Source organism: Bacteroides muris (ex Fokt et al. 2023), assembly GCF_024704895.1.
In the GTDB taxonomy this organism is placed as follows: domain Bacteria; phylum Bacteroidota; class Bacteroidia; order Bacteroidales; family Bacteroidaceae; genus Bacteroides; species Bacteroides muris.
On the sequence record NZ_JAMZEE010000032.1, the window covers coordinates 22,136 to 47,744 of the forward strand.

General features: G+C 41.9%; 23 protein-coding genes, 1 tRNA gene and 3 pseudogenes. 10 read left to right on the plus strand and 17 right to left on the minus strand.

The genetic code is table 11. The features are described 5' to 3' along the window. The first annotated feature begins 116 nt into the window (after positions 1-116). From M1B78_RS12755 to M1B78_RS12785, 7 genes and pseudogenes are all read left to right on the plus strand, one after another. The gene (locus M1B78_RS12755) at positions 117-1,499 is read left to right on the plus strand and encodes a peptide MFS transporter (protein ID WP_257940870.1); all 1,383 of its coding nucleotides are present in this window, start codon (positions 117-119) and stop codon (positions 1,497-1,499) included. Between the two features lie 82 nt (positions 1,500-1,581). Continuing rightward, the gene (locus tag M1B78_RS12760) at positions 1,582-2,385 is read left to right on the plus strand and encodes an MBL fold metallo-hydrolase (RefSeq protein WP_136010150.1); all 804 of its coding nucleotides are present in this window, start codon (positions 1,582-1,584) and stop codon (positions 2,383-2,385) included. 86 nt (positions 2,386-2,471) lie between these two features. Further along, positions 2,472-2,544, plus strand: a tRNA-Lys gene (locus M1B78_RS12765). A gap of 107 nt (positions 2,545-2,651) precedes the next feature. Beyond that, a pseudogene (locus M1B78_RS12770) lies at positions 2,652-2,790 on the plus strand (NAD(P)H-dependent oxidoreductase); the annotation flags it as partial. 41 nt (positions 2,791-2,831) lie between these two features. After that, positions 2,832-4,304 (plus strand): 4Fe-4S binding protein, encoded by a 1,473-nt coding sequence (locus M1B78_RS12775; protein WP_257940871.1) that lies wholly within the window; start codon positions 2,832-2,834, stop codon positions 4,302-4,304. Positions 4,305-4,325: 21 nt separating this feature from the next. Next, positions 4,326-5,723 carry an aldo/keto reductase gene (locus M1B78_RS12780; RefSeq protein ID WP_257940872.1) on the plus strand — a complete coding sequence of 466 codons (1,398 nt, stop codon included), beginning with the start codon at positions 4,326-4,328 and terminating at the stop codon, positions 5,721-5,723. Position 5,724: 1 nt separating this feature from the next. Next, positions 5,725-6,141 carry a DUF1893 domain-containing protein gene (locus M1B78_RS12785; protein WP_257940873.1) on the plus strand — a complete coding sequence of 139 codons (417 nt, stop codon included), beginning with the start codon at positions 5,725-5,727 and terminating at the stop codon, positions 6,139-6,141. Here M1B78_RS12785 and M1B78_RS12790 read toward each other — a convergent pair. Further along, positions 6,108-6,281 (minus strand): hypothetical protein, encoded by a 174-nt coding sequence (locus tag M1B78_RS12790; RefSeq protein ID WP_257940874.1) that lies wholly within the window; start codon positions 6,279-6,281, stop codon positions 6,108-6,110. The two genes, M1B78_RS12785 and M1B78_RS12790, sit on opposite strands and share 34 nt — an antisense overlap. A gap of 137 nt (positions 6,282-6,418) precedes the next feature. Between M1B78_RS12790 and M1B78_RS12795 the strand changes: the two are divergent. Together M1B78_RS12795 and M1B78_RS12800 are read left to right on the plus strand one after the other, a co-directional pair. Next, positions 6,419-6,594, plus strand: a pseudogene (locus M1B78_RS12795) (DoxX family protein); the annotation flags it as partial. 137 nt (positions 6,595-6,731) lie between these two features. Then, complete coding sequence (locus M1B78_RS12800; RefSeq protein ID WP_136010154.1) at positions 6,732-7,286, plus strand: DUF3332 domain-containing protein; 555 nt, start codon at positions 6,732-6,734, stop codon at positions 7,284-7,286. 85 nt (positions 7,287-7,371) lie between these two features. Here the strand turns inward: M1B78_RS12800 and M1B78_RS12805 are convergent, their stop codons facing one another. Continuing rightward, on the minus strand, positions 7,372-9,681 hold the full coding sequence (locus tag M1B78_RS12805; RefSeq protein WP_257940875.1) for a BamA/TamA family outer membrane protein: 2,310 nt from the start codon (positions 9,679-9,681) through the stop codon (positions 7,372-7,374). 143 nt (positions 9,682-9,824) lie between these two features. Here M1B78_RS12805 and M1B78_RS12810 point away from each other — a divergent pair, with 143 nt between their 5' ends. Then, positions 9,825-10,583: an RNA methyltransferase gene (locus tag M1B78_RS12810; RefSeq protein WP_257940876.1), complete on the plus strand. Its 759-nt coding sequence runs from the start codon at positions 9,825-9,827 to the stop codon at positions 10,581-10,583. On the opposite strand, the gene M1B78_RS12815 is transcribed toward M1B78_RS12810, so the two are convergent. The 15 genes and pseudogenes from M1B78_RS12815 to M1B78_RS12885 form a co-directional block, all read right to left on the minus strand. Continuing rightward, positions 10,537-10,884 (minus strand): hypothetical protein, encoded by a 348-nt coding sequence (locus M1B78_RS12815; RefSeq protein WP_136010158.1) that lies wholly within the window; start codon positions 10,882-10,884, stop codon positions 10,537-10,539. The two genes, M1B78_RS12810 and M1B78_RS12815, sit on opposite strands and share 47 nt — an antisense overlap. Beyond that, positions 10,881-11,807, minus strand: coding sequence for a DUF4296 domain-containing protein (locus M1B78_RS12820; RefSeq protein ID WP_257940877.1), 927 nt, complete (start codon positions 11,805-11,807; stop codon positions 10,881-10,883). Before M1B78_RS12820 ends, M1B78_RS12815 begins: the two co-directional genes overlap by 4 nt. Then, positions 11,804-12,436, minus strand: coding sequence for a lipoprotein signal peptidase (locus M1B78_RS12825; RefSeq protein ID WP_257932490.1), 633 nt, complete (start codon positions 12,434-12,436; stop codon positions 11,804-11,806). Before M1B78_RS12825 ends, M1B78_RS12820 begins: the two co-directional genes overlap by 4 nt. Before the next feature lie 2 nt (positions 12,437-12,438). After that, positions 12,439-12,819, minus strand: coding sequence for a TraR/DksA family transcriptional regulator (locus M1B78_RS12830; RefSeq protein WP_136010161.1), 381 nt, complete (start codon positions 12,817-12,819; stop codon positions 12,439-12,441). 32 nt (positions 12,820-12,851) lie between these two features. Next, positions 12,852-16,340, minus strand: a complete 3,489-nt coding sequence (ileS, locus tag M1B78_RS12835; protein WP_257940878.1) for an isoleucine--tRNA ligase — start codon at positions 16,338-16,340, stop codon at positions 12,852-12,854. 544 nt (positions 16,341-16,884) lie between these two features. Next, positions 16,885-16,977, minus strand: coding sequence for a smalltalk protein (locus tag M1B78_RS12840; protein ID WP_168354289.1), 93 nt, complete (start codon positions 16,975-16,977; stop codon positions 16,885-16,887). A gap of 40 nt (positions 16,978-17,017) precedes the next feature. Then, positions 17,018-17,521 (minus strand): annotated as a pseudogene (locus tag M1B78_RS12845) (HU family DNA-binding protein). A 168-nt stretch (positions 17,522-17,689) separates the two neighbouring features. Next, positions 17,690-18,718: a DegT/DnrJ/EryC1/StrS family aminotransferase gene (locus tag M1B78_RS12850; protein WP_257940879.1), complete on the minus strand. Its 1,029-nt coding sequence runs from the start codon at positions 18,716-18,718 to the stop codon at positions 17,690-17,692. A 15-nt stretch (positions 18,719-18,733) separates the two neighbouring features. After that, entirely contained in the window at positions 18,734-19,267 is a 534-nt protein-coding gene (locus M1B78_RS12855; protein WP_346015119.1) for a hypothetical protein, read from the minus strand. Positions 19,268-19,587: 320 nt separating this feature from the next. Next, the gene (locus tag M1B78_RS12860) at positions 19,588-20,430 is read right to left on the minus strand and encodes a glycosyltransferase (RefSeq protein WP_257940880.1); all 843 of its coding nucleotides are present in this window, start codon (positions 20,428-20,430) and stop codon (positions 19,588-19,590) included. 15 nt (positions 20,431-20,445) lie between these two features. Continuing rightward, positions 20,446-20,784 carry a hypothetical protein gene (locus tag M1B78_RS12865; RefSeq protein ID WP_257940881.1) on the minus strand — a complete coding sequence of 113 codons (339 nt, stop codon included), beginning with the start codon at positions 20,782-20,784 and terminating at the stop codon, positions 20,446-20,448. A gap of 46 nt (positions 20,785-20,830) precedes the next feature. After that, positions 20,831-21,514 (minus strand): IS630 family transposase, encoded by a 684-nt coding sequence (locus tag M1B78_RS12870; RefSeq protein ID WP_257940885.1) that lies wholly within the window; start codon positions 21,512-21,514, stop codon positions 20,831-20,833. Continuing rightward, the gene (locus tag M1B78_RS12875) at positions 21,430-21,843 is read right to left on the minus strand and encodes a helix-turn-helix domain-containing protein (RefSeq protein ID WP_016272127.1); all 414 of its coding nucleotides are present in this window, start codon (positions 21,841-21,843) and stop codon (positions 21,430-21,432) included. The genes M1B78_RS12870 and M1B78_RS12875 overlap by 85 nt, the downstream gene beginning before the upstream one ends. Before the next feature lie 648 nt (positions 21,844-22,491). Then, positions 22,492-24,021 (minus strand): hypothetical protein, encoded by a 1,530-nt coding sequence (locus M1B78_RS12880; RefSeq protein ID WP_257940882.1) that lies wholly within the window; start codon positions 24,019-24,021, stop codon positions 22,492-22,494. A gap of 2 nt (positions 24,022-24,023) precedes the next feature. After that, positions 24,024-25,532 carry a lipopolysaccharide biosynthesis protein gene (locus M1B78_RS12885; RefSeq protein WP_257940883.1) on the minus strand — a complete coding sequence of 503 codons (1,509 nt, stop codon included), beginning with the start codon at positions 25,530-25,532 and terminating at the stop codon, positions 24,024-24,026. Positions 25,533-25,609 lie beyond the last annotated feature (77 nt).

Genomic DNA, 25,609 nt, shown 5'->3' on the forward strand with positions numbered 1-25,609 from the left:
CTGCAGCTTATTAATATCGTGTTTGCAAGAAATTAATATCTTGCAAACACGATATTAATTTTCTATTTTTGCACTTATTTTTTCATTTAATGCATAAATTTTAATCGTTACAAAGGATGATGACATCACCCCACCCCACTTCCAAAGGTTTCAACAGAGCCTTTTGGGTAAGTAGTACAGTAGAACTGTTCGAACGCATGGCATATTATGCCGTATTTATTATTCTTACCATTTATCTTTCCAACATTTTAGGTTTCAATGATTTTGAGTCAAGCATGATTTCCGGCTTGTTTTCGGGAGGACTCTATCTGTTGCCTATCTTTACGGGCGCATATGCCGATAAGATAGGTTTCCGAAAGTCAATGATTATTGCTTTCTCATTACTATCCATCGGATATTTGGGCTTGGGACTGCTTCCTACCCTGCTGGAAGCTGCCGGTCTGGTGAAGTATGGTGAGATAACCCGTTTTTCCGGATTGCCGGACAGTAATGACCGCTGGATGATTGTCCCTGTATTGTTTGTTATCATGGTGGGAGGTTCGTTCATCAAGTCTATTATATCGGGATCGGTGGCTAAGGAAACAACAGAGGCTACCCGTGCACGCGGTTATTCCATCTTCTATATGATGGTGAATATAGGCGCATTTACCGGAAAAACGGTGGTCGATCCTCTACGAAATGTTATCGGTGAGCAAGCTTATATTTATATCAATTACTTCTCGGCTGTCATGACGTTGTTAGCATTATCGGCTGTCATCTTATTGTATAAATCGGCACATACAGCAGGTGAAGGAAAAAGCATGCGTGAAATTGGACAAGGCTTTCTGCGTATTATCACTAATTGGCGTTTGCTGATTCTTATTCTCATCGTAACTGGTTTTTGGATGGTGCAGCAACAACTCTATGCAACTATGCCCAAATATGTCATCCGTATGGCGGGTGAAACGGCCAAACCGGGGTGGATAGCCAATGTAAACCCGTTTGTAGTGGTTTGCTGCGTAAGCTTTATTACTCGATGGATGGCAAAACGCACCGCAATTACTTCCATGAATATAGGCATGTTTCTTATTCCGGTATCGGCATTGCTGATGGCATGCGGTAATTTGTTGGGTAATGACATTATTGCCGGCATGAGTAATATTACTTTAATGATGGTGCTTGGCATTGTAGTACAGGCTCTGGCTGAATGTTTCATTTCACCACGTTATCTGGAATACTTCTCTTTGCAAGCCCCCAAGGGCGAAGAAGGCATGTACCTTGGTTTCAGTCATCTTCATTCATTCCTCTCTTCTATTTTGGGGTTTGGTATTGCGGGGGTACTTCTGACAAAATATTGTCCTGACCCAAGCTTGTTTGAAACCCGCGAAGCGTGGGAAGCAGCCAGTGTCAATGCACATTATATTTGGTATTATTTCGCTGCTATAGGATTGGTTGCAGCAATAGCATTATTCGTTTTTGCCAAAACGACCGAATTCATCGACAAAAAGAAGAAGGCATAAGGGGCATGTATTGCATACTTTTTGTATATTTGCCGTCACTTTTTTTAGAAGTGACGGTTTTTTTGTAATTAAGGAGATTAGGATGAAAGTAAAATTTATAAGCCTTGCCAGTGGAAGCAGTGGCAACTGCTATTATATAGGTACAGAAAAATATGGAATACTCATCGACGCCGGCATTGCAGTACGGACGATAAAAAAAGGACTCAAGGAAGCAGGTATCAGCATGGAAATGATACGTGCGGTATTTGTTACGCACGACCATGCAGATCATATTAAAGCGGTAGGCGGACTGGGTGAAAAGCAGAATATTCCTATTTATACAACTGCCCAGATTCATAAGGGTATCAACCGGAGCTATTGCATGACGGAAAAGTTATATTCGTCTGTCCGTTATCTGGAAAAGCAGCAACCCATGCAGTTGGAAGACTTTCATATCGAATCTTTCGAAGTACCTCATGACGGCACGGACAATGTGGGCTATTGTATTGAGATAGACGGAAAGGTCTTTGCTTTTCTTACAGATCTTGGTGAAATCACTCCTACAGCTGCAGAATATATCAAAAAGGCCAATTATCTGATATTGGAAGCCAACTACGATGAGGAGATGTTACGTATGGGTACCTATCCCCAATACCTGAAAGAACGTATTACCAGCCGTACCGGGCACATGAGCAATATTGCTACTGCCGAATTCCTTTCGGAAAATATGACGGAGCATTTACAGTATATTTGGCTTTGCCATTTGAGCAAGGACAATAACCATCCAGAATTGGCCTATAAGACAGTGGAATGGAAGTTAAGGGAAAAAGGAATTATCGTAGGAAAGGATGTGCAGTTATGCGCTTTGAAGCGTACAACTCCTTCTGATTTATATGAGTTTGAATAAAAAATCTCATTTCATCGCAAAAAATACTTCAATTTATTTGCATGAATAAAATGAAAGGATTACTTTTGCACCCGCAAATAAGAAATGCACTCTTAGCTCAGTTGGTAGAGCAACTGACTCTTAATCAGTGGGTCCAGGGTTCGAATCCCTGAGGGTGTACATAACAAAAAAAGGAACAACATTAGTTGTTCCTTTTTTTGTTATGTATCCATATTTCTTTATATTTGCGTACTCATTTATATTTCTAAGACTAAAAGAAACACAATATGGGAAAAGATTCAAAGCAGATAGTGGTTCTCCTGGCGCATCCTAATATCAAAGAATCGCAGGCAAACAAGGCGTTGATAGAGGCTGTACATGAAAGAAGTGGCCATATACAAATTGCATGAAATGCGTAATGAAGATATCCGCTGTCCATATAATTAAAACACTTATACAAAACTATCATGTTACGTAAAATCAGACTGGCCTTTGCAACGCTTTGTTTTGCACTCATTACCTTGTTGTTCCTTGATTTCACGGGAATGCTGCACGGATGGTTCGGATGGCTAGCCAAAATCCAGTTCTTACCGGCAGTATTGGCGTTGAACGTAGGAGTAGTATTATTTCTTGTAATTCTTACATTGATATGTGGGCGTGTCTATTGTTCCGTTATCTGCCCGTTGGGGGTACTTCAAGATGTAATGGCTTGGATAGGCAGGAAGTTTAAGAAACGTAAAAAACTCCCCTACTCCTATTCTCCGGCAATATCATGGTTACGTTATGGAATGCTGGTAATATTCATTATTGCCTTGGTTGCCGGATTCAGTTCTTTGGCGGCTTTGCTGGCACCTTACAGTTCATATGGGCGCATAGCCAACAATTTTTTCCAGCCGTTGTGGCAATGGAGCAACAACCTGCTCGCCTATTTTGCAGAACGTGCCGGCAGTTATGCCTTTTATGAGACAGATGTGTGGTTGAAAAGCTGGTCTACCTTTATTATTGCTGTTGCCACTTTCGTAGTGCTTGCCGTTGTGGCAGGACGAAACGGACGTACTTACTGCAATACGATTTGTCCTGTAGGAACTGTGCTAGGCTTCCTTTCACGTTATTCTTTTTTCCGTATTATGATAGAGCCGGATAAATGCAATGAATGCAGTTTGTGTGCCCGTAATTGCAAAGCGGCTTGTATTGATATTAAGGAGCATAAGGTTGATGCCAGCCGTTGCGTAACTTGCATGAACTGTATAGACAAGTGCAGCCATGGAGCTATCTCCTATACGACCCCGAAGAAAGTTCCGAAACAAATGAACGAGACTCGTCGTCGTTTCTTTACAGTCACTGCTCTGGTAGCGGTCAACTCTGTTTTGAAAGCACAAAAAAAGAAAGGGGACGGTGGATTGGCAACCATTGAAGATAAGAAAATTCCGGAGCGTAGCACTCCTATCGTCCCTCCAGGTTCATTGGGCATATGCCATTTGACACAACATTGTACAGCTTGCCAACTCTGTGTATCGGTTTGTCCCAATCAAGTGCTTCGGCCATCTGCAGACTTAATGAAACTAATGCAGCCGGAAATGGCCTACGAGCGCGGCTATTGCAGACCGGAGTGTACAAAGTGTTCCGAAGTGTGTCCCGCAGGTGCCATTCGTCCAATAACCAAAGCTGATAAATCTTCCATTCAGATAGGACATGCCGTGTGGGTGAAAAAGAACTGTATACCATTGACCGACGGAATGGAATGTGGCAATTGTGCCCGCCATTGTCCGGTAGCTGCCATACAAATGGTACCGAGCAGTCCGGAAGATGAGAATTCTCCGAAAATCCCGGTTGTCAATGTAGAGCGCTGCATCGGCTGTGGTGCGTGCGAAAATCTTTGCCCTGCCCGTCCCTTCAGTGCCATCTATGTGGAAGGGCATGAAAGACACAGGATTGTATAAATATCTGTAATATTGGTGAATATGGAAGAACGTCATAAAAACATGAGTCGCCGTGATTTTTTGAAGATTGTAGGTATCACGGCTACAACATCTGCCACCGCCTTGTATGGTTGCAGTTCTAAAGAAGGAAGTGATACAAGTAACAATATCTTGGGACCGGTTCTGACGGATAAGATAACCTATCGTAGTTTTCCCGGTTTAGGAAGTGACAAAGTTTCTATTTTAGGATATGGCTGTATGCGCTGGCCTACCATTCCTGCTCCGGATGGAAAAGGGGAAATGATAGACCAGGATGCCGTAAACGAACTGGTGGATTATGCCATTGCACATGGTGTGAATTATTTCGATACGTCTCCGATGTATGTACAAGGATGGAGTGAGAAGTCTACGGGAATAGCTCTGAAGCGCCACCCGCGCGAATCGTTCTATCTTGCTACTAAACTATCCAATTTTCATCCTGATACTTGGACTCGTGAGGGGTCTATCGCCATGTACCGTAAGTCGTTCGAGGATATGCAAGTAGACTATATAGACTACTATCTGCTACACATGATTGGTGGCGGTGGCATGAAGCAATTCCACAAGCGCTATATAGACAACGGTATGATTGATTTTCTTGTAAAGGAGCGTGAAGCAGGACGCATCCGTCACTTGGGATGGTCGTTCCACGGTGATATCGAAGTCTATGACTATGCCTTGCAGATGCATGACCGTGGTGAAGTACATTGGGACTTTGTACAAATACAATTGAATTATGTAGACTGGAAACATGCTTCGGGCAGCAACTTCAAAGCAGAATATCTGTATGATGAGCTGGCAAAGCGTAATATCCCTGCTGTCATTATGGAACCTCTGCTGGGTGGACGGCTCTCCAACGTCCCTGACCATATTGTGGCACGGCTGAAGCAGCGCGAGCCCGAACGCAGTGTGGCTTCTTGGGCATTCCGCTATGCCGGTTCTCCTCAAGATGTACTGACAGTGCTGAGCGGCATGACTTATATGGAACACTTGCAGGACAACATCCGTACTTACTCTCCATTAGTACCACTCACAGAAGAGGAAATTCAGTATCTGTATGCTACGGCCGATTTGATGATGGAGTACCCCACCATACCTTGCAACAACTGCAAGTACTGCATGCCTTGCCCGTATGGGATTGACATTCCTGCCATCTTGATACATTATAATAAATGTGTCAATGAAGGAAATGTGCCGGAAAGCTGTCAGGATGAGAATTATCGGAAAGCACGCCGTGCTTTTCTCATAGGATATGACAGAAGTGTACCCAAACTGAGGCAGGCCGACCATTGTACCGGGTGCAACCAGTGTTCTCCGCATTGCCCACAAACGATTGATATTCCCAAAGAATTGCATCGTATTGACAAATTTGTAGAACAGTTGAAACAAGAGACTTTATAAAATGGAGGGCATCATTGACATACTGCACAAGGGCGGATACTCTTGTGTTATGAAAAACCGAGAGGAAATTCGTACTTGCACCCAACGTGGAGTGGCGGATTTGTATGATTTGTATCAGGCAGATTCTGCATTTATGAAGGGGGCTGCCATTGCCGATAAAGTTATAGGGAAAGGTGCCGCAGCTTTGATGGTATTGGGAGGGTTTAAAACGGTCTATGCGGATATAATTAGTACTCCTGCGCTGGCATTGCTATGTGAGGCAGGAATTGAAACGAGTTTTGCCCAAGAGGTTCCTCATATCATTAACCGTGACAAGACTGGCTGGTGCCCGTTGGAAGCGGCTTGCATGGAGCTGAGTACGATAGAGGAGATGTATCCGGTGATTCAGAATTTTATGTCAAGAATCAGGGCAAAATAGTAACAGCTTGCTCTTTTTCCCTGACCTTTCTCCTTCGGCATCTTGAGGTCATCCTTGCGCATACCGATACCGTCCAGTGTGCGGTTTTCATTGTGGCCGTTCGGGAAGAGATGCCGGTTGTCATCAAAATATTTTTTCATGACCTGAAGTGTATGTCAGAGCTGAAGTGACATGTTGTTCTTGAAACATATCTATCAGATAGAACAAATGTTCCTGATTGTCAAACCATTTCTTTATGTCTCCAAAAAACTTCATTGATATTAAATCTAAATCCGGTTTGGCGTTTACAATGGCTATTGACTTTTTAGTAATCCATGGTAATGACCCGTTTGCCACGAAAGAGTTGGCTTTCATGTATCTGGTAGTGTGCCGTGTGATGTATATCATAGGTCCGGGCAAGTTTGCCTTTGACCGCTGAATAGGAAAAGTTCTTTCCAAAAGGCTCGTAAATAGACACTTCCGTTTTACTGAAAACAGATTTTAAGCTCAAATAGTATGTATTTTCATAAAAAATCCTATATTTGCGGATGCTTAAAATAACTCGATGAGCTATAAAGCTAATTAAACACAGTAAAATAAAAAGAGTGATTATGAAAAAGTTCAATTTAAAGATGGTTGCGACCGTAATGATTTGCGGCTCGTTTCTTTTCAGTTCTTGTATCGGTTCTTTTGGACTGCACAGTAAACTGGTCAGCTGGAATCAAGGTATTGGTACCAAGTTTGTAAACGAACTGGTTTATCTGGCATTCAATATTATTCCGGTATATGGCGTTTGCTATCTGGCCGATGCATTGGTCATCAACTCCATCGAATTCTGGAGTGGTTCAAATCCTATGGCCAGCATTGGTGATGTAAAGAAAGTGAAAGGCGAAAACGGTGACTATCTGGTAGAAACACTTGAAAACGGCTATTCTATCACCAAGGAAGGTGAAACAGCTTCTATGGAACTCATTTACAACAAAGAGTTGAATACTTGGAATGTTGTTGCCGATGGTGTCAGCACAGAGTTGCTGCAGATGAACAATGACGGCACTGCACAAATGACCCTTCCGAACGGTGAGGAAATGACTGTGACGCTGGATGCTCAAGGTGTAGCAGCAGCACGTCAGGCTACAATGATTGACAACTATTACGCCTTTAAGTAATGGATAAATGACAATGGATAATTAATAATGGGTATAAATATACGCAGTTAACTACCCATTATTAATTATCCATCGTCATTTATATTTAGAATGGATATCCCACAGCAAAGTGGAAAGCAAAATCACGGCTGAATTTAGGATGAATAATGGGATAACGGTCTTTTTTCTTCTCATAGGTCGGATTGATGGCCTTCATACCTCCGTCGAAACGCAATACAAAGAAATCCAAGTCAAGACGCAATCCTAAGCCATATGCCACGGCAATCTGCTTATAGAACTTGCCAAATTTAAATTGACCTCCCGGCTGGTCTTTATAGTCCCTTATTGTCCAGATATTTCCGGCATCTACAAAGAGGGCTCCTCTGAATTTCCAGAACAACCGTGTGCGGTATTCAATGCTGGCATCCAGCTTGATATCTCCCGACTGGTTCATGAAGTTATTATCGCCGGGGAAAGAACCGGGCCCCAAATCACGTACAGACCATCCGCGCACACTGTTGGCGCCGCCGGAGAAGTAGCGCTTCTCAAATGGAAGCATTGTTGCATTGCCGTATGGAATGGCAATACCGGCACCAAAATGAAATGCCAATGAATTGCGGTTGTCAATGACCAGATTCTTGGCAAAGTCAAAATCGCCTTTCAGGTATTGGGCAAAAGGAATGTTCAACAAGGTGTATTCTCCCGATGCATTCTTTTTCATTCCTCCGAGCTTTGCCACAGCATACAACAAGCTACCCGCCGATTCAAAATTGAGACGGATGGTATAGGAATTACCGATACTGGAATTATTCATAAATGCCCTTCCGGCACTGTTGTAGATATAGCTATAACCAGTGCGGACAATAAAACGGTCTTCATAATTATATTTGAGGATGTAGTTCTCGTCTTTCTCCAAATAATCCTCTTTAAATGTCTGATCTATGCTGGGCATATACAGATAATTGATGTCCAACAAATCAATGCGGTGCTGCGAACGTTGTTGTTGTACTCCCCATTTGTAGCTCCATCCGGCAGATGCTACAATGCGCGTGAATTCCGGTCTCATCTGGTAGTTATATTGCAATCCGAATTCTGTAGTAGCCCTTATTCTCCGCTTGAAATCGCTGGATACAAAGGGAAACATGAACCGTGGGAAGTTGATGGTTGCTTCCGCACCTAATTCTATATAGTCTTGATTCAAGGAACTCTGCAAACCGGACACAGCCTCGTATGCCCCACGTAGCTTGAACATGAGTGTTTCGGAACCTTTGAACATATTGCGGTGCTGAAAAGCCACCGAAGCGGCAGCTCCCAAGTCGCCGGCAGAGTTTGTGCCTTCCACTTCAAAGGATACGGACTGATGTTTGCCTCTGGTCAGCATCACATAGGCGTTGAGTTTTGCACTGTCACTCTGCTGCGCTTCGAAAAAACGGATATTGGTATATTTCAGTGCTTGCAGGCGTCCGTAGTTGGAGTAGGTACGCTGTACGTTCTGTTCGTTGTAGAGAGTTCCCGGAGTGATGTGCAGGTTGTTAATCAGCACTTTGGGACGCAGATAAAGTTTGTCTTTGTAGTAGATAGGGAAGCCTTTGTAATGCAACGAATCATTCACCTCGATGCTGTTCCAGGGGGATGCCTGCAACACATTATAGTCGGTAATAAAACTCACTTTATTGATAGTATATTGCCGATGATTCTGCGGTGTGTCCTCGTTGTGCTGCCTATATGGAGCCAAGTGCAGCGTCAAATCTACCAGATAAGAATTACGGACGGTATCCGCGGTATAGGATATATACTCCTTGTTGAACTTGTAATATCCATTCTGAAGCAGTTTGTTCGTGATGCGCTGGCGTTCTGCATCCAGTACATTGACATCAAAATACATGCCTTCGGATAATAGGGTCACTGCGGAATCCTGCTGCATGTATTCCGCTATTTTACTGTCTCGGATATCATATCTCAAGGTACGCACTTTATAGGGTTTACCGGTTGTCACCTTATAGACCAACTTCATCTTTTTCTTCTGGACTTGGCGTACCGGTTCCACCAGAGCGCCCATATAGCCCATATTCTGCACAGCCTTAGTGATTTCTTCCCTAGTCCGGTTGGTTTCCTCCTCACTGTATATGACCGGAGCATCTCCTAGTTTCCTCAATATACGGTTTATCCAGCGTGTAGAGTCCTGTCCGGACCAGTTGTAAACATACAACTGAGTCTTTATCAGACTGAACCACTTCGCATTGGGATTCTGCCGGATGTACATGGAGAGATTGGATGGTTTTACTTCCTTATTGTCGGTATGTATGCGCACTTCATCCAGCAAATACGAGCCGTCCGGCACATATTTGGTAGAAGAACAGGAAGCCAACAAAAGTGCAATAGTAGCAAGTATCGCGTAGCGGAAACTTTTATCCATACCGAGTCATTAATTGCGCATAAACAACTACAAATATACTTGTATTTTTTTGTTCTCGAAATAAAAAACACCGGAAGAGTGCAGAGTTTTTGATTATATTGAAATAATCACGTATTTTTGTCAAATGATAACATGTGTATCCTATGACATTAAGTAAAAAACGCATCAAATATATCCGTTCGTTGGAGCAAAAAAAGAACCGGAAAGCAGACAAGGTATTTCTGGCAGAAGGGCCTAAACTCGTAGGGGATTTGTTGGGACATTTCTCTTGCCAGTTCCTGCTGGCAACCTCGGAATGGCTTTCCCGGAACCAACCTCTTTCTGTAACGGATGTCACGGAAGTGTCTGAAGAGGAACTTTCGCGTGCCAGCCTACTGAAAACGCCCCAACAAGTGCTGGCTGTGTTTCGACAGCCGGATGAAGAGACGGATGTTTCTGTCATCAGCCGCTCCCTTTGTCTAGCTCTGGATGATGTGCAAGATCCCGGCAATCTGGGAACGATTATCCGCCTTGCCGATTGGTTTGGGATAGAGCATATATTCTGTTCACCCAACACAGTGGATATTTATAATCCCAAAACTGTGCAGGCCACAATGGGAGGCATCGCACGTGTCAGGCTGCACTACACTCCCCTGCCCGAGTTGATTCGTTCATTGAAGGACATTCCCGTTTATGGTACTTTTCTGGACGGGGAAAACATGTATGGACAATCTCTTTCAAAAAACGGATTAATTGTGATGGGCAACGAGGGAAATGGCATAGGAAAAGAAGTTAAATCACTCATTAACCGCAAATTATATATTCCGAATTATCCCGCCAGCCGTGAGTCGGCGGAGTCGTTGAACGTAGCTATTGCTACTGCAGTAGTTTGCGCTGAGTTCCGGCGCCAGGCTGCATTGTAGTAAAATCGAAAGGGGAAAATAACCAAGGAACCAAATAAGGCAGTTCCTCCTCGATACCCGGAGGAACTGCCGTCAATATATTGTGGCACTTGTCAAAAGACAGACCAACGGTTTCCTGCCCCAAATGAGCTTCTTCAAAAGGAAGCAAGACTATAACTCCCGGTAGCCATTCCGTATTCTCCACCTCTTCTGTCAATGGGAAGACACGCGATGCACCCTGTCCTTCATCCATCTCCACCACATATTGTTTCAGACAACCATGCCCAGGAAGAAATAGAAAATGAGAAGCGTAGCGTTTCATGCTTGCGGACGGGGGCGTATGGCTCTAGGAGTCGTGACATTTCTCTGCTCCTGAATTTCCAGAGGTTTCAACTTCTCAGGTTCTTCGATACTGTTTTTGCGAAGGGAGTCTATCGCTTGATGAAGGCTGTCATTGGGGGCAATCGCCAAGCTGTCCGTAGCGTGATAGCGCATCAGTGAGATACGGTCTGCCAACAAAGGTTGTGGAGCCTCCTGCTGCGGATAGTAAATGAATCCGCGTATCTCCTTGATTTCTCCTAAGGTATCGGCAAATAAGGTGAGCGTTTCAATCCCTGTGTTCTGTACTTTCCTAATGGTACTGATGACACTGTCATTCTTTTCGTAAAGAATCTGCATTGCCATCAACGGAGCATGTATGCTGTCCGGTGCACCGTTGTGGAAACGGAAGCGTACGCTCCAGCGCAACGTGTCACGGTCGTGGAAATTGGTGTCTGAAGGCAACGTAAACGTTATTTTGTTGTCCATGGGCATACCCGTCAACTGATAGATATGCTGCCATATCCACACGTCGATACTGTCTCCCGGAAGTGATTCTTTCGGCTTGTTGTCACGTAGGGCAATCAAGTGGTTGATACCGTCTCTTTCGGCTTTCAACCGTACATTCACTTTCTCATAAATTTTGGTAAGTACTTCTGGATTACGGGAAAACCAGACCATGGAAGAGTCAAAATCAGCCTGAGTGATACCATATTTCTTAAAAACCGATTCAATGTAGAGCACCCGCTTATAACTTTCATTATACGGCACTTCTTCACCCATAGCTTTGGCTATGTGATAATCATAAAGCACGTTTTCCATCTTGGCATCCGGAAAAACGGTCTCAGGCCTTTTCACCTTACAAGCCGTCAGACTGAATGCCAGAAGGACTACGCTACACCATTGAACTCGATTTATTCTTTTCATGATTTCTTTATGGCAGCATGATAAGCATCATTGAAGTCCTTGCTGTAGAACAACAATAAAGCAATGGTACCGCAACTGATTGCTGCATCCGCAAAATTGAATATCGGGCTGAAGAAAATGAAATGTTCTCCACCGACAAACGGCATCCACATAGGCCAGTTTGTGTCAATGATGGGAAAATAGAACATATCCACTACCTTACCATGGAACCATGAGGCATACCCCCCTCCTTCAGGCATGAAGGAGGCTATCTGCGAATGGGTGCTTTCATTGAACAACACACCATAGAACACACTGTCGACAATGTTTCCCAAGGCTCCCGCCAAGACTAAAGACATACAGATGATAAATCCGGTTTTCATACCTTGCTTCACGAACTTGTGCAGAAACCAGCCAATGACTGTGACCGCAGCAATGCGAAATAAGGTCAGGAATAGTTTGGCAAATATTTCCATCCCGAAAGCCATACCACTATTCTCGGTAAAATATATATAGAACCAATCTGTGACCCGGATACTCTCATGCCAGTACATGTGGGTCTTTATCCAAATCTTGATAATCTGGTCTATAACCAATACCGAAAATATGACAAGGCAGGCTATCCGGCCTTTCGTAAAGAATTTATCCATTTTTATTTCTTGCCGTTGTTTTTAGCTTCGATGCTCAAAGTGGCATGGGGCACTGCACGAAGACGCTCTGCCGGTATCAGCTTGCCAGTTTCGCGACAAATGCCATATGTTTTGTTCTCAATGCGCACCAAAGCAGCCTGCAATCCTTGGATGAACTTCAACTGGCGTTGAGCCAGACGTGTGGTTTCTTCCTTGGACAAAGTGCTTGCTCCTTCTTCCAGCACTTTGTATGTAGGAGATGTATCATCGGTATTGTTACCATCTGCACCTGTCAGGCTGGCTTTCAACAAATCATAGTCACGTTGTGCCAACTCTAATTTTTCCATAATGATAGCGCGGAATTCTTCCAATTCAGCATCCGAGTATCTTGTCTTTTCTATCATAACTTTTACGTATTAATCAGGTTAGTATTTAATTATTCTTTCACTACACTCACGTACAACGAGAAATCGTCAAAGTTCAGTTCCGTACCATTTTCTACGTTGTTTGCCAGTATCAGTGAAGTTCCTAAAACTTGGTTGCGAATATAGTTATTATATTCATTTACCGCATCATCTGTTTGAGGATTTTTTGATAATGTAATCTTTATTTTATCTGTTATCTCAAAACCGCTCGACTTACGGATATTCTGAATGCGGTTTACCAGCTCGCGTGCAATACCCTCACGGCGCAGTTCTTCGGTGACGGTAACTTCCAGAGCTACGGTCAGTCTGCCCTCGTTGGCAACCAGCCATCCTGGAATATCCTCACTGAAGATTTCCACATCTGCCGTTTCAATCACAGCTTCTGCACCATCCAAATTAAATGTATAAGAGCCGTTCTTCTCCAACTCGGCAATGGCATTCTGGGACATTTCTGCCACAGCAGCAGCCACGGCTTTCATCTGCTTACCGAATTTCGGTCCCAGCTTCTTGAAGTCACATTTTACTTTCTTTACCAGCACGCCGGCAGCACCGTCCACAAACTTGATTTCTTTCACGTTCACCTCGTTCATGACAAGCGCTTTCACTGCCTCGATATGTGCACGCTGTTCCTCATCCACTATCGGTAGCATGATGCACTGAAGCGGTTGGCGGACTTTGATGTTCACCTTGCGGCGCAGTGCCAATACCATAGAAGTGATGTCTTGTGCCATTCGCATACGAGCTTCCAATCCCTTGTCTATCATTTCCTCTTTATATCCGGGAAACTTGGCAAGGTGTACCGAAACAACATTGTCACGTCCGGTAGCAGTAACTAAATCTGTATACAGCATATCAGCATAAAACGGGGCGATAGGCGCCATCAGTTTGGCTACGGTTTCCAGACAAGTATAAAGCGTCTGGAATGCGGAAAGCTTGTCCTGCGTCATGCCGCCACCCCAGAAGCGTTTGCGGTTCAAACGAACGTACCAGTTGGAAAGGTTGTCGTTCACGAATTCGGAAATCAGACGTCCTGCCTTCGTGGGCTCGTATTCATTGTAGCAGGCATCTACGTTCTTTACCAGCGTATTCAGTACGGAGAGAATCCATCGGTCTATTTCGGAACGTTCCGTCATGGGTACATCGGCTTCCTTGTATTCAAATTCGTCCACATTGGCGTAGAGGGCAAAGAATGAGTAAGTGTTGTATAGCGTTCCGAAGAACTTGCGGCGTACCTCTTCCACTCCATCTACGTCGAACTTCAGGTTGTCCCACGGAGAAGAGTTGGTAATCATGTACCAGCGCAACGGGTCAGAACCATATTTCTCGATGGTCGAGAAGGGGTCTACGGCATTGCCCAGACGCTTGGACATCTTGTTGCCGTTCTTGTCGAGCACCAGGCCGTTGGAGATGACGGCCTTATAGGAGATGCTGTCGAACACCATCGTGGCAATGGCGTGCAACGTGAAGAACCAGCCGCGTGTCTGGTCCACTCCTTCGGCTATGAAATCGGCTGGATATACCTGATGGCTGTCCAGCAATTCCTTATTTTCAAATGGATAATGTATCTGTGCATAAGGCATGGCACCGGAATCAAACCATACGTCAATCAAGTCCGTTTCGCGCTTCATCGGCTTGCCGTCTTTAGAGACAAGGATGACATCGTCCACGTAAGGACGGTGCAAGTCTATCTTGTCGTAATTCTCTTCGGTATATATGCCCGGCTGGAAGCCCTTCTCCTTGTAAGGGTTAGACTGCATCAGGCCGGCAGCCACAGATTTCTCTATTTCGTTGTAGAGCTCTTCTACAGACTCGATACACTTTTCCTCGCTATTGTCCTCTGTACGCCAGATGGGCAGTGGAGTACCCCAATAGCGTGAACGGCTGAGGTTCCAGTCATTCAGGTTTTCCAGCCACTTGCCGAAACGTCCCGTACCGGTGCTTTCCGGCTTCCAGTTAATGGTCTTGTTCAACTCCATCATACGTTCCTTACAGGCGGTGCTACGGATGAACCAGCTATCCAGCGGATAGTACAATACGGGTTTGTCCGTACGCCAGCAGTGCGGATAGTTGTGTACGTGCTTTTCTATCTTAAATGCCTGACGGGCAGCTTTCATCATCATGCAGAGCTCAACATCCAATGATTCGGCAGCTTGTGCAGCCTGCTCATTATACTTACCGTCTACGGTGAATTGAGGGTCGTATGCATTCTTCACCCACTTGCCCTGATACTCCTTATACAAGTCTACGTTGATACATGCCTCTACGAAATCCTCATCCAATTCATCCATCAGATAGAATTTACCGGTGAGATCCACCATCGGACGGGTCTCACCCTTCTTGTTTATCATGAATAGGGAAGGTATGCCTGCGGCGCGGGCCACAAAGGCATCATCCGCACCAAAGGTCGGGGCTATGTGTACGATACCCGTACCGTCTTCGGTCGTCACATAATCACCCGCAATTACACGGAAACCTTTGTTGCTGGCAGTCCAACTGCCGTCTTCGGCTACGTCTATCGGCTTTACCCACGGGATTAGTTGCTCGTACTCCATGCCTACCAAGTCCGGTCCCTTGTATTCACCTACAACCTTGAAAGGTATCAGCTTATCTCCCGGCTTATAATCCTCTAATGCAATGCCTTCCGCTTTTTTGTTGAAGTGCGCATAGAGCAATGCTTTTGCCAGAACGACGGTTATCTTCTCGCCATTATAGCTGTTGTAGGTCTGCACGGCCACATAGTCAATCTTAGGCCCTACACAGAGCGCGGTATTGCTGGGCAATGTCCACGGAGTGGTAGTCCATGCCAGGAAGTAAGGAGTCCCCCACTCTGCCATTTCCGGCTTTGGGTTCTTTATCTTGAACTGCCCCACTACGGTTGTATCTTTTACGTCACGGTAGCATCCGGGCTGGTTCAGCTCGTGCGAACTGAGTCCTGTACCGGCAGCGGGAGAATACGGCTGTATGGTATATCCTTTATAAAGCAATCCTTTCTTGTAGAGCTGTTTCAGCAGCCACCACAAGGTTTCGATGTAGCGGTTGTCGTAAGTTATATAGGGGTTATTCATGTCCACCCAGTAGCCCATCTTGTGGGTCAGGTCTTCCCACTCTTTGGTGAACTTCATGACGTCCTTGCGGCAGGCAGCATTGTATTCTGCCACGGAAATAGTCTTGCCAATATCCTCTTTGGTTATACCGAGTGCCTTTTCCACACCCAATTCCACAGGCAGTCCGTGAGTATCCCATCCGGCTTTACGCTTTACCTGAAATCCCTTCATCGTCTTGTAACGGCAGAAAATGTCCTTAATGGAGCGAGCCATTACGTGGTGAATGCCCGGCATACCATTGGCCGAGGGGGGGCCTTCGAAAAACACGAAAGAAGGACAACCTTCACGTTCTGTCATACTCTTGGCGAAAACCTGGTTTTCGTCCCATTTCTTCAACACTTTTCCATTCACTTCGGAAAGGTCAAGTTTCGAATATTCGGCAAACTTCTTACCCATCTTGATATTTACTATTTGACAATTTTACGATTTACGATTGAAAATACTCTTAACTGGCATATTTCTTGGTACGTCAAAAGCCATCTTCATTTTAAGGGTGCAAATTTATAAAAAACTTAGATACAAGAGACTTTTTAGGCGGAAAAAGCTGGATAAGTGTAGTAAAATGTTTTATTTAAGGACGAAAAGGAGAATAAAAAATGGCGTGCCTGAACATACTTTTTCATTATGACAAAAGAACAATTTACCTCCTTACAAGAACTGCACTTTAAGCATAAACATTCAGCTAACCCCGCATAAACGTAAGCATTCGAAGAACTAGGTGTCGCCCCTTTCTATACAATAATAGCGACTGTCACTATGAACCTAATAGTTACAGTCGCTATTGTTTTTTTGAGCCTATAATGTTGCAACTGTGGTTAGTTACCTGATTCTGCAGTTTGTCCGGTCTACACACTCTCCGGATGCTTACTAAAAAAGAGCTGCCGACAGATTTCCTGCCAGCAGCTCTTCTCATTTTTTTTATTTATCAAATCCTATCGGACTAAAATATCATTGTCTGTCTGCCAATCACACCTGCCACAGCACTCGCTACGGCAATAATAAGTTTCAAAATCACATTCCACGTTTTCTTCATAAAGATTATCCATTATCCAATTAATAATTCATAGCTACCGCTATCCCAGTGGATTCTCGCCTTGGTCTCCATCCGAATCAGAGCCTCCTCCTTCCGAACCGGAGCCACCATCTGTAGAAGTCTTCCCTTTGAGATAATCATCCAAGCTCACCAAATCCAGCTTTTCTCCAGCACGGGTGGCAGACTTCGATATCTTCAGTTCCCTATTCGCCTGAAAACAGATACAGACGCTCTCCACACTCTTGGCTGTCACGTCATCAGCCTTTTCCTCACCTTTCGATTTGGCTGCCAGTATAAAGACACCCAGCCCGGATATATTAACTGTCTTTCCTTCCAGCAACTGCTCTTTCAGCTTCTCCACAAAGTTCTGCATCGTACTCTTGATGTCACCGATAGACAGAGAAGAGCGGTCCTGCATCTTCTACGCAATAAATGCCAAATCCACGCTTTGCCCCAATGTCACCAACTGCGGATAATACTTCTTGGGAGAGTTTTCAACCCTGGGGTCCGACGGTCTCTCCACCGTCCTGAAAATTACACTCATACTTTTTTTCTTTAGAGATTTAAATTCGTTTTCCTATTCACACGTTTCGTTGATCAACGATGCAAAGGTGAGGATTAAAAACTATGTAGCTAAAGAAAAAAGGCACTTGGGAGCAGTTTTTCTGAGAAAAGTGATAAAGTACTATAAATCAACAGAAAAATATTTCTACTATATACACTTCTTCATTTCATCTACTATGTATCTCACATCCTCATCCGTCACATAAGGACCACTCGGCAAGCAAAGCCCCCGTTTGAATAGACCTTCACTAACACCATTAACATAGGCAGGATTATTAGCATAAACCGGTTGAAGATGCATAGGTTTCCATAAAGGACGGCTCTCGATACCCACCTTATCCAACCATAGGCGCATGGCTTCCACATTACGATTGGGTTCACAAGAAGTATGGGCGCTAACCGACTCATGCGTAACACCTGCAGCACCACCCACAGCACCTTTTACAGTCTCACGGTAGGCATCTTCCTCACCCTTCACATGCAGGTCCTCATCAAGTAGTACCGTATTCAGCCAATAATTACTGTCATAGCGTCCAGAAGAATTCTCATGAAGCGTAATCCCCTCCACATCAGCCAACAGCTCACGATACAGACCACACAGATACTTATGGTGTGCTATGTGCTCATCCACCACTATCATCTGACCGCGGCCGATACCTGCACAGATATTACTCATCCTGTAATTATAGCCTATACATTCATGCTGGTAATAAGGATAAGATTCACGGGCTTGGGTAGCATAAAACATAATCTCACGCTTAGACTCCTCATCAGCACAAATCAAAGCGCCACCACCACTGGTGGTTATCATCTTGTTACCATTGAATGAAAGCACGCCGTATCTACCAAAGGTTCCGAGGACTTGCCCGTCAAATTTGCTTCCAAAACCTTCAGCAGCATCTTCAATAATCGGAATATCATATTTATCTGCCATTTTCTCTAACTCTTTTATCACCAAATCTGAAGAAGAGCAGGTGTTTCCGAATGCATTATGATGATAGTCAAAGTACCCTTCGCCATATTGATATTTCCTATACTTTTCCTCATCAAATTGATAGAATATAATCGGCTTTTTCATATATATCATATCAAAGAAAACACTGGAATAATCTGTTATCATTATTGCTGAACTTTTCAATAGTTCTTGTATGTCATATTTCTCCCAAGAAGCTATCACAACAGAAGTCTTTAGTTATTCAAAAGTTTTTATGTAATTCTGCATATTGCGGTGAGGATAGAAGATAACCTCCAGTTGATACTTATTAATCAGCCGCTCCAATTCCGGACTAACCAGCAACTCTTCCCAACACCGCACATACTCAGAAGTTTCAAAATCATTATCCGTATTCTTATTCTGTTTCGATTTAAGATTAAACCAGTATCTCCATGTAGGCATTATTAAAATCCTATTAGAAATCACTTGAATCTTATGCAAGGCATCAAATCTTGGCATACCTGTTAAACAAATGCTATTTTTAGGATAACCAAACCTCGAGATAATATATTCAGTTTCCGGCAGTGTAGATGTTACAAATTTATCAATTTTAGAACAATCAGAATATAACCATTTTAGATTATTGACAATCACACCATGCTGTAAAAAAATATTGCGCATATGAAAATAATTATTTAACTCCATAAAAGAACAAATTGGCGCATTAGGTTTACCTCCTTTTTGTGAGCTAATATTATATTCACACAAAAAATAGGCTATCCAATGAAGCATACTTCCATATTCAACGACTTCCCCCCCAATTCTGCAACTTTCTTATAATCAACCGATTTCTTTTTAATGGCATATACACACTTTTGTTGTGGCTGATGCAAGCACATATATTTAAAGAAGTGATACCCATTATCTCTAGCCTCCTTTGACTCCTCACATACCAGCCAAACAGTCTGAAATTTCTTTCTATAAAGAGGTTTGGCAATCCAGGCTATCACCATAGGGAAAAAAGATAAATAGTCTCTTAGCTTAACGTCCTGAATTTTATTGAACAAGTACTTAAAACCAATCATATTTTGTCAAATATTAATCATATCCTTTTAACTTCTAGCGAATTTTTGAAAAAACCATCCACGAACCTTATTGGGCAGCAGAAGTTGCACCATAAACCTTACTAAAACATTAACTAAAAAGACCTTGCTATTAATAATGCTATTATCAAGCATATACTTCTGCAATCGCACTTCACTTTTAAAATATCTCATGCCACCTCTTCTAGCATACATATCCTTTCCCACCCGCACGTTTACCAATATATTAGGCAAGTTTGCAAACTTACATTCAGCCAAGAACATACGAATCCACAAGTAATAATCCTCATTCCAAAACCAGTCTTGATAATTTCCTGAATTCATAACACACGAGCGTAAAAATGCCACACTCATATGATTAAACGGACAACGCCACTTTATCACATGAGCAATTTCTTCAGGTGTTTGAGGAACAACTCTATACCCTACCACATTGTCTTCCGTATCAATAAACTCTGAAATCTGACCACCCAAAACAGATACATCAGGATGCATTTCCATATAGCGTATCTGTTTCTCAAATCGATCAGGAACAGATATATCATCACTATCCATACGCATTACTATCTCAAAAGAGCATGCTAGTAACCCTTCATACAAAGCATTTCCCAATCCTTTATTCTCCAACAAGCGTATCGGACGTATATAAGGAATTTCCTCCATCAACATCTTAATGCAATTGTTAAGTTCAACAGATATAGGGCCATCTATAACCAATATGACTTCCGAAGGTTGTAAAGTTTGAAGCAACGTAACACTCTTTATAGCACAATATAAGAACTCAGGTTTGTCGTTTTTATAAACAGACATCAATACTGAAATTTTTTTATATTTATCTATTATTGCAGGCATACAAGACAAATTGTATCATAATTTTTCTATTGCACATTCTTGCATTTTGAAAATAGCATTTAGTTTATGTATCAATCTAATGCTATCCAATTTATAAAACAGAAAACGTAAGCGATAAAGAACTTTGAAGGTAAAACGATATTTTGGATTATATACTATATGCAAATCAACATAAGCTTTACGAAAAGCAAAATATTTTTCTAAATAATCTTGAAAATTCGTCTCATGAAAAACACTCTTTGAACCATCACAAATATAAAAACCAGAACTAAGTAAATCATTACAATCAAGAAGTATTCCATAAATCAATGCCGCATTAACTTGCAATTTTTCAAAAGATGGAATAGTCTTCAAAATAGAAAAATCTATTACTTTTTTTCTTATAAGTAACTAATCAAAATTAAGCAGCATAATGGCTAAAGTTAATATTCAGTCGTGTTCCTATCGCCGCCAAAGCCCTGTTGGTGGCATAAAACAGCGATTCGGTAGTGACATAATCCTGTGGTCGGAGCCATTTCCCTTTCATAATACGCCAAAGGGTCTCCACAATGTTCAAATGAGGAGAGTATGGAGGAATGTAGAAGAGAAAAAGTCCCCGTTTTTCCCATATTGGACGCATTCGCTTTATTTTCTCATTACGATGTACACTTGCATTGTCAAGGACAACAAATGTCTTTCTGTAGAGCTTGAAAGAGAATCTGTCGAGGAAATCAACAACTTTCTCTGCATCGACAGAATCGCAGGTGCAGAATCCTTCAAAGCGGTTATTCCTGTCAATCATGCCAAAGATGTTGAGCCGTTTGGCTTTTTCGACAGGAATGTAAACGTCTTCTCCGGCAAACTGCCACCCATAAGGGACATGGCCTTCCGTGCAGATATGAGATTCGTCACCATAGAAGAGGTCGATGGAGCCTTTTTCAAAAAGTGTTTCAAGTTCTTGCAGCTTCTCGGTCTTATACGCATAGAGCTGCGGCGAGGGCTTACCCTTAGTACGTTTTCTTATACGTCTATATCTTGCGCCAATGCGGATAAAAAACGTTTGAACGTCGATTCGCTCGCTTCCTTGCCCGAAGCATTCTGCCAGGCTTCTTTGGCTGCACGCACACTCTGCCGGTCCGATTCGATGGCTTTGCGCACGGATTCCTCGTCCGAACAGTCCATGATGGCTTTGCGACCTTGTCCCGGACGTGTGTATAATCCTTGGATTCCTTGGCTTTCGAAACGTTTGACCCAACTGCCAACGGTTTGGGCGGTCATTTCCGTTTGTGCTCCCACTTGGGGCGCACTCAAGCCCTCTGCTTTGAGCAGTATGGCGCGGCAACGCATACGAAAACAATGGCTTTCGCCTGTCCGGAAACCGGTGGTAAGTTCCCGACGTTCGGAATCGCTCAGCGTCAATTTCTTGATTTTCATTTATCACGCAGTTTTGTTCGAAGCAAAGATAATGTAATTTCGACATAGGTGAAATAATTATGAATAACTACTTATGAATAAAAGCATAGCCGCAAAGTTTCCCCGTATCGCGATAAAAAGCACCATAAAGTCTGTCTTTTAAAGACGATGAATTCAAAGAGCTAATAAAATTTTCTTTTGATGGATTCACTGGACGATATTTCTTCGGATATGCAGAGAGACTATCACAGACCACAGAATAAAGTTCTTCTTTATAATCTTCAGCATGAATAAGCCTTATTTCAAAGTTTCTCTCTCCTTGAAGCACTACATAACGACGCTTATCTTTAATTTAGAAATATCAAAAGGGGTGTCTTTTATTACATAATACCAGTTTTTACCCCCCCCCTAATACATCGTAATTGGTTGTATATCTGTATATTACAGCTTTTAAACCATAACTATTCCATATCAATCCATTATTTAAACAAGAAAGATTCGGTATCTCATGAGGTTCACAATTAGGAATCAACATATGTTGATAATAAGAAAAACTATCCATAAGATAAGTATTCAAATACAAACTTTTAAATTAAGTAAAAAGGTTAAGTATGAAGAGGAATTTTTACCTTTTTCATACTCGGAACTGTACTACAAAACTTTTTCTTTTTAAGATTTATCCACCATCTTTCTCTTTACAAATTCCAACAAATGCAACCTAACCAGTATGATACGAAGAAAGCTCTTAGATCTAAGAATTAAATGGGCTTTCTTTCTTCGATAAGCATTCTGAATTAACAATAAACGGTAACGCCATTGGTCACTATTCATCGAGCAAAAAGACTCTATAAGCTTAACATCCAATAAATCCTTCTTTTCTCCCTTCTTTTTCTTAAATCGCTTTACAGCATCAAGCGTCAAAAACTTCAAATCATTAAAAACAAAATAATTGCTCGGAATGTATATCATATCCATTATTGGAATGTCATGATAAATAGCATATTTATCATGACATTCCATGCAACTCGGTTGCATGAAATGTAATGATTCCTTCTTATCTTCAGAATCTACAGTATAATAGTCAAGGTCTCCCGCCTCTCGTATTCCATTAATGGCCATTACCATCGAAGAATCAATAATATAGTCATCCAAATTGAACCCATTATCGATTAAAAAGCTTTTATACTTCATACACATATCCCACGATTTCAGAAACTTGTCAGGATAAGCATATTTTACATGGGCAACACTGTTAGGGTTATATATAAGACGAGCAATTTGTTTGGTTTCTTCCATATTATCCGTAATATGAATAGAACCTTTTCCTTGATTAAAAATCATTCTTATCTTCTCTTTCAATTCCAACACAGACTCCAATCCCTTGCCTTGAAATAATATAAATTCAACAGTTGTACAATTTGAAGAAGAACAGATTTCATTGAGTTTATGATAAATTCCCATAAAATGATTGCGGGCATTACCTATCCAAGGCATAAAGCCATAAACCTGTATTAAGAGGTTTCTCAAGCCATTTTTTCCTAAATCAAGCTGTAAGCAAGAAACAATACTGACAGTTCCTTTCAGTATTTTCAAAGCTTGTTTTCGATTTTCCTTTTGTTCATAAGCTCTAGGCCAAAGACAAGCCATATACAAGTCAGAGTGCCAGTTACATGCCTCCAACGAAATTGCTCCCAACACATTCTCAAACAAATGGTTTTTAGCAAACCATTCACTTGTATATGGGAAGCGCCTATAGTTTATAAATTTTATTACTCGAATTTTTTGATTAAAGTAAGCTGCACAACTCACCCTGTGACTTCCATCCATAGGTAAATTATCTGCATCAACAGGTATCAGGGAAAGAGTCGGGTCAAATCCTCTCAATTGGAAAGTCTCAACTAAATGGTCAAAACATTTTATAAACTTATCAAATGAATTTTTATCCGGTTGACCATTTTCAGCAAATGAGTATCCAGTAATTACCTCTATATGTTTTCTGTAGACACTCATCGCATAAGACATATCCACGCCCTTTACTTTATGGTCTATATATAGAAGCTTCGCATAAATATCAAAACGATTGGGTGATAACAACTCACGAGCCTCCATATCTACAATTACATAAGAAGATGTTGATACAGCTTCTTCCACTTGAACTTTACTCAATAAGTTCAAGGGATATTCATTCCAGTCAATCATATTTATTTTATTTGTTTTTTGAGTAGAAGATGTCTTAGCTTGTTCCGTTCCGCATTATTTAAGTAAAAGAAATAATGAATAATGGCAAAAATTGCCAAGTGAGATATTCCTGACAATAGCAACCTTTCCAAGCCATACAAATTACAACAAATTGTCAACGTCACAGCATAAGATATAGTAACCGTAAAAAGAGTACGAAGAATCACCGATTTTAGAAAATCATAAAAAGGAAAGTTAATCTGCCTGCGTACCCAATAAAGCCTGAATAACAGTATACAAGCATAAGTCATTATACGATAATAAAAGATGGATTCTACGCTTGCACCAAAGAACAAAGACAGAAAAGCCACTAAAAAGCCTAAAAATGTAAGAGTAGATAATATTATTTGGTATGCTGTGATATTCCCAGTTGCCAATATTACCATCCACAATGGTGCCGAGAAAGCCTCTATAGACGAACAAATAATTATCAACACACAAAACATTGATGTACAATCCGGTACAGTAGACAACCATATATGTAGGATATAATCTATATTCAGGACTAATGGAATTGCTAAAAAGCAAAATAAAAGAATGGAGTATTTTGCCGTACTTGATACAAAGAGAAATAATTCCTCTTTCTCATCTGAAGCATACAATTTGGTTATCACTGGTTGAAATGCATTCTGAAAACCAGCTAAAAGGCTATTTATAGCAGCATTAACTTGATTGGAGATACCCATTGCTGCATTAACAGTCACACCGTAATAAATATTAACTATCACATTTCCACCTTGCTGCTCCGCAAGTTGAGATGAAGCTCCAAATAGCCGATAAGCGGAGAATTTTATTTGTCCCATATAGTCATCTCTCTTTTTCACAAAATAAAAATGATAATAAGGTTGCTTTCTGCAATAGACATAAAAACAAAGAGTTATCAAAACTGAGAGCAGCATCACCAAACCAGCATATAATATCACCTTATCACCCGGTAAATAAAAGAGTAAAAAAACTAATAACACCCTTAATACAGCTTCAACAACTCCAATATAGGCGTAAAAAGTGAAATCTTCAAAAGCGATGACCCATGAATTGAAAGGGACTCTTACAATGTTAACACAAGCACTTATCACAGATAGTTGATATACCCAGCCTGCCGCTTGTATCCTATCTAAAGGCAAATTTAGATAGGTATTGACAAAGAACAGCCCTATAGTTTCTGCCAATAACAAAAAAAGCAAAGCGATGGATAAATGTAAAACCAAGCTGATATTAAATGTTTTCGTATAAGCACTATAGTCGCTTTTACCTAATTCATAAGCAAGGAAACGCGCTGTGGAACTTGAAAGAGCTGCATTGACAAATGTAAAGATTAAAACGACCCCTCCTATCGTATTATACAATCCAAAATCATCAATACCCAGAAGTTCCAGAACCTTTCGAGACGTATACAAGGTCACAATCATCACAATCCCCATCCTCAGATAAAGCAGCAAACTATTCCTGATTATTCTCTGACTCTTACTCATTAATAGTCCGTTAAAAATTCACCATATCGGCTAAGCGGCTTCTGCCACTATGCCAAAGAGTTCTTTGATAAGTTTAG

Bases quoted from the DNA above. Each gene is read 5' to 3' on its own strand.
- ileS (WP_257940878.1), bottom strand. From the start codon at position 16,340: ATGGGTAAGAAGTTTGCCGAATATTCGAAACTTGACCTTTCCGAAGTG.
- M1B78_RS12840 (WP_168354289.1), bottom strand. From the start codon at position 16,977: ATGAAGAAAACGTGGAATGTGATTTTGAAACTTATTATTGCCGTAGCG.
- M1B78_RS12815 (WP_136010158.1), bottom strand. From the start codon at position 10,884: ATGAAACGCTACGCTTCTCATTTTCTATTTCTTCCTGGGCATGGTTGT.
- M1B78_RS12790 (WP_257940874.1), bottom strand. From the start codon at position 6,281: ATGAAAAAATATTTTGATGACAACCGGCATCTCTTCCCGAACGGCCAC.
- M1B78_RS12875 (WP_016272127.1), bottom strand. From the start codon at position 21,843: ATGAAAATCAAGAAATTGACGCTGAGCGATTCCGAACGTCGGGAACTT.
- M1B78_RS12885 (WP_257940883.1), bottom strand. From the start codon at position 25,532: ATGAGTAAGAGTCAGAGAATAATCAGGAATAGTTTGCTGCTTTATCTG.
- M1B78_RS12805 (WP_257940875.1), bottom strand. From the start codon at position 9,681: ATGGATAAAAGTTTCCGCTACGCGATACTTGCTACTATTGCACTTTTG.
- M1B78_RS12830 (WP_136010161.1), bottom strand. From the start codon at position 12,819: ATGATAGAAAAGACAAGATACTCGGATGCTGAATTGGAAGAATTCCGC.
- M1B78_RS12755 (WP_257940870.1), top strand. From the start codon at position 117: ATGATGACATCACCCCACCCCACTTCCAAAGGTTTCAACAGAGCCTTT.
- M1B78_RS12780 (WP_257940872.1), top strand. From the start codon at position 4,326: ATGGAAGAACGTCATAAAAACATGAGTCGCCGTGATTTTTTGAAGATT.
- M1B78_RS12810 (WP_257940876.1), top strand. From the start codon at position 9,825: ATGACATTAAGTAAAAAACGCATCAAATATATCCGTTCGTTGGAGCAA.
- M1B78_RS12775 (WP_257940871.1), top strand. From the start codon at position 2,832: ATGTTACGTAAAATCAGACTGGCCTTTGCAACGCTTTGTTTTGCACTC.
- M1B78_RS12785 (WP_257940873.1), top strand. From the start codon at position 5,725: ATGGAGGGCATCATTGACATACTGCACAAGGGCGGATACTCTTGTGTT.
- M1B78_RS12820 (WP_257940877.1), bottom strand. From the start codon at position 11,807: ATGAAAAGAATAAATCGAGTTCAATGGTGTAGCGTAGTCCTTCTGGCA.
- M1B78_RS12825 (WP_257932490.1), bottom strand. From the start codon at position 12,436: ATGGATAAATTCTTTACGAAAGGCCGGATAGCCTGCCTTGTCATATTT.
- M1B78_RS12760 (WP_136010150.1), top strand. From the start codon at position 1,582: ATGAAAGTAAAATTTATAAGCCTTGCCAGTGGAAGCAGTGGCAACTGC.
- M1B78_RS12880 (WP_257940882.1), bottom strand. From the start codon at position 24,021: ATGATTGACTGGAATGAATATCCCTTGAACTTATTGAGTAAAGTTCAA.
- M1B78_RS12855 (WP_346015119.1), bottom strand. From the start codon at position 19,267: ATGCTTCATTGGATAGCCTATTTTTTGTGTGAATATAATATTAGCTCA.
- M1B78_RS12800 (WP_136010154.1), top strand. From the start codon at position 6,732: ATGAAAAAGTTCAATTTAAAGATGGTTGCGACCGTAATGATTTGCGGC.
- M1B78_RS12860 (WP_257940880.1), bottom strand. From the start codon at position 20,430: ATGCCTGCAATAATAGATAAATATAAAAAAATTTCAGTATTGATGTCT.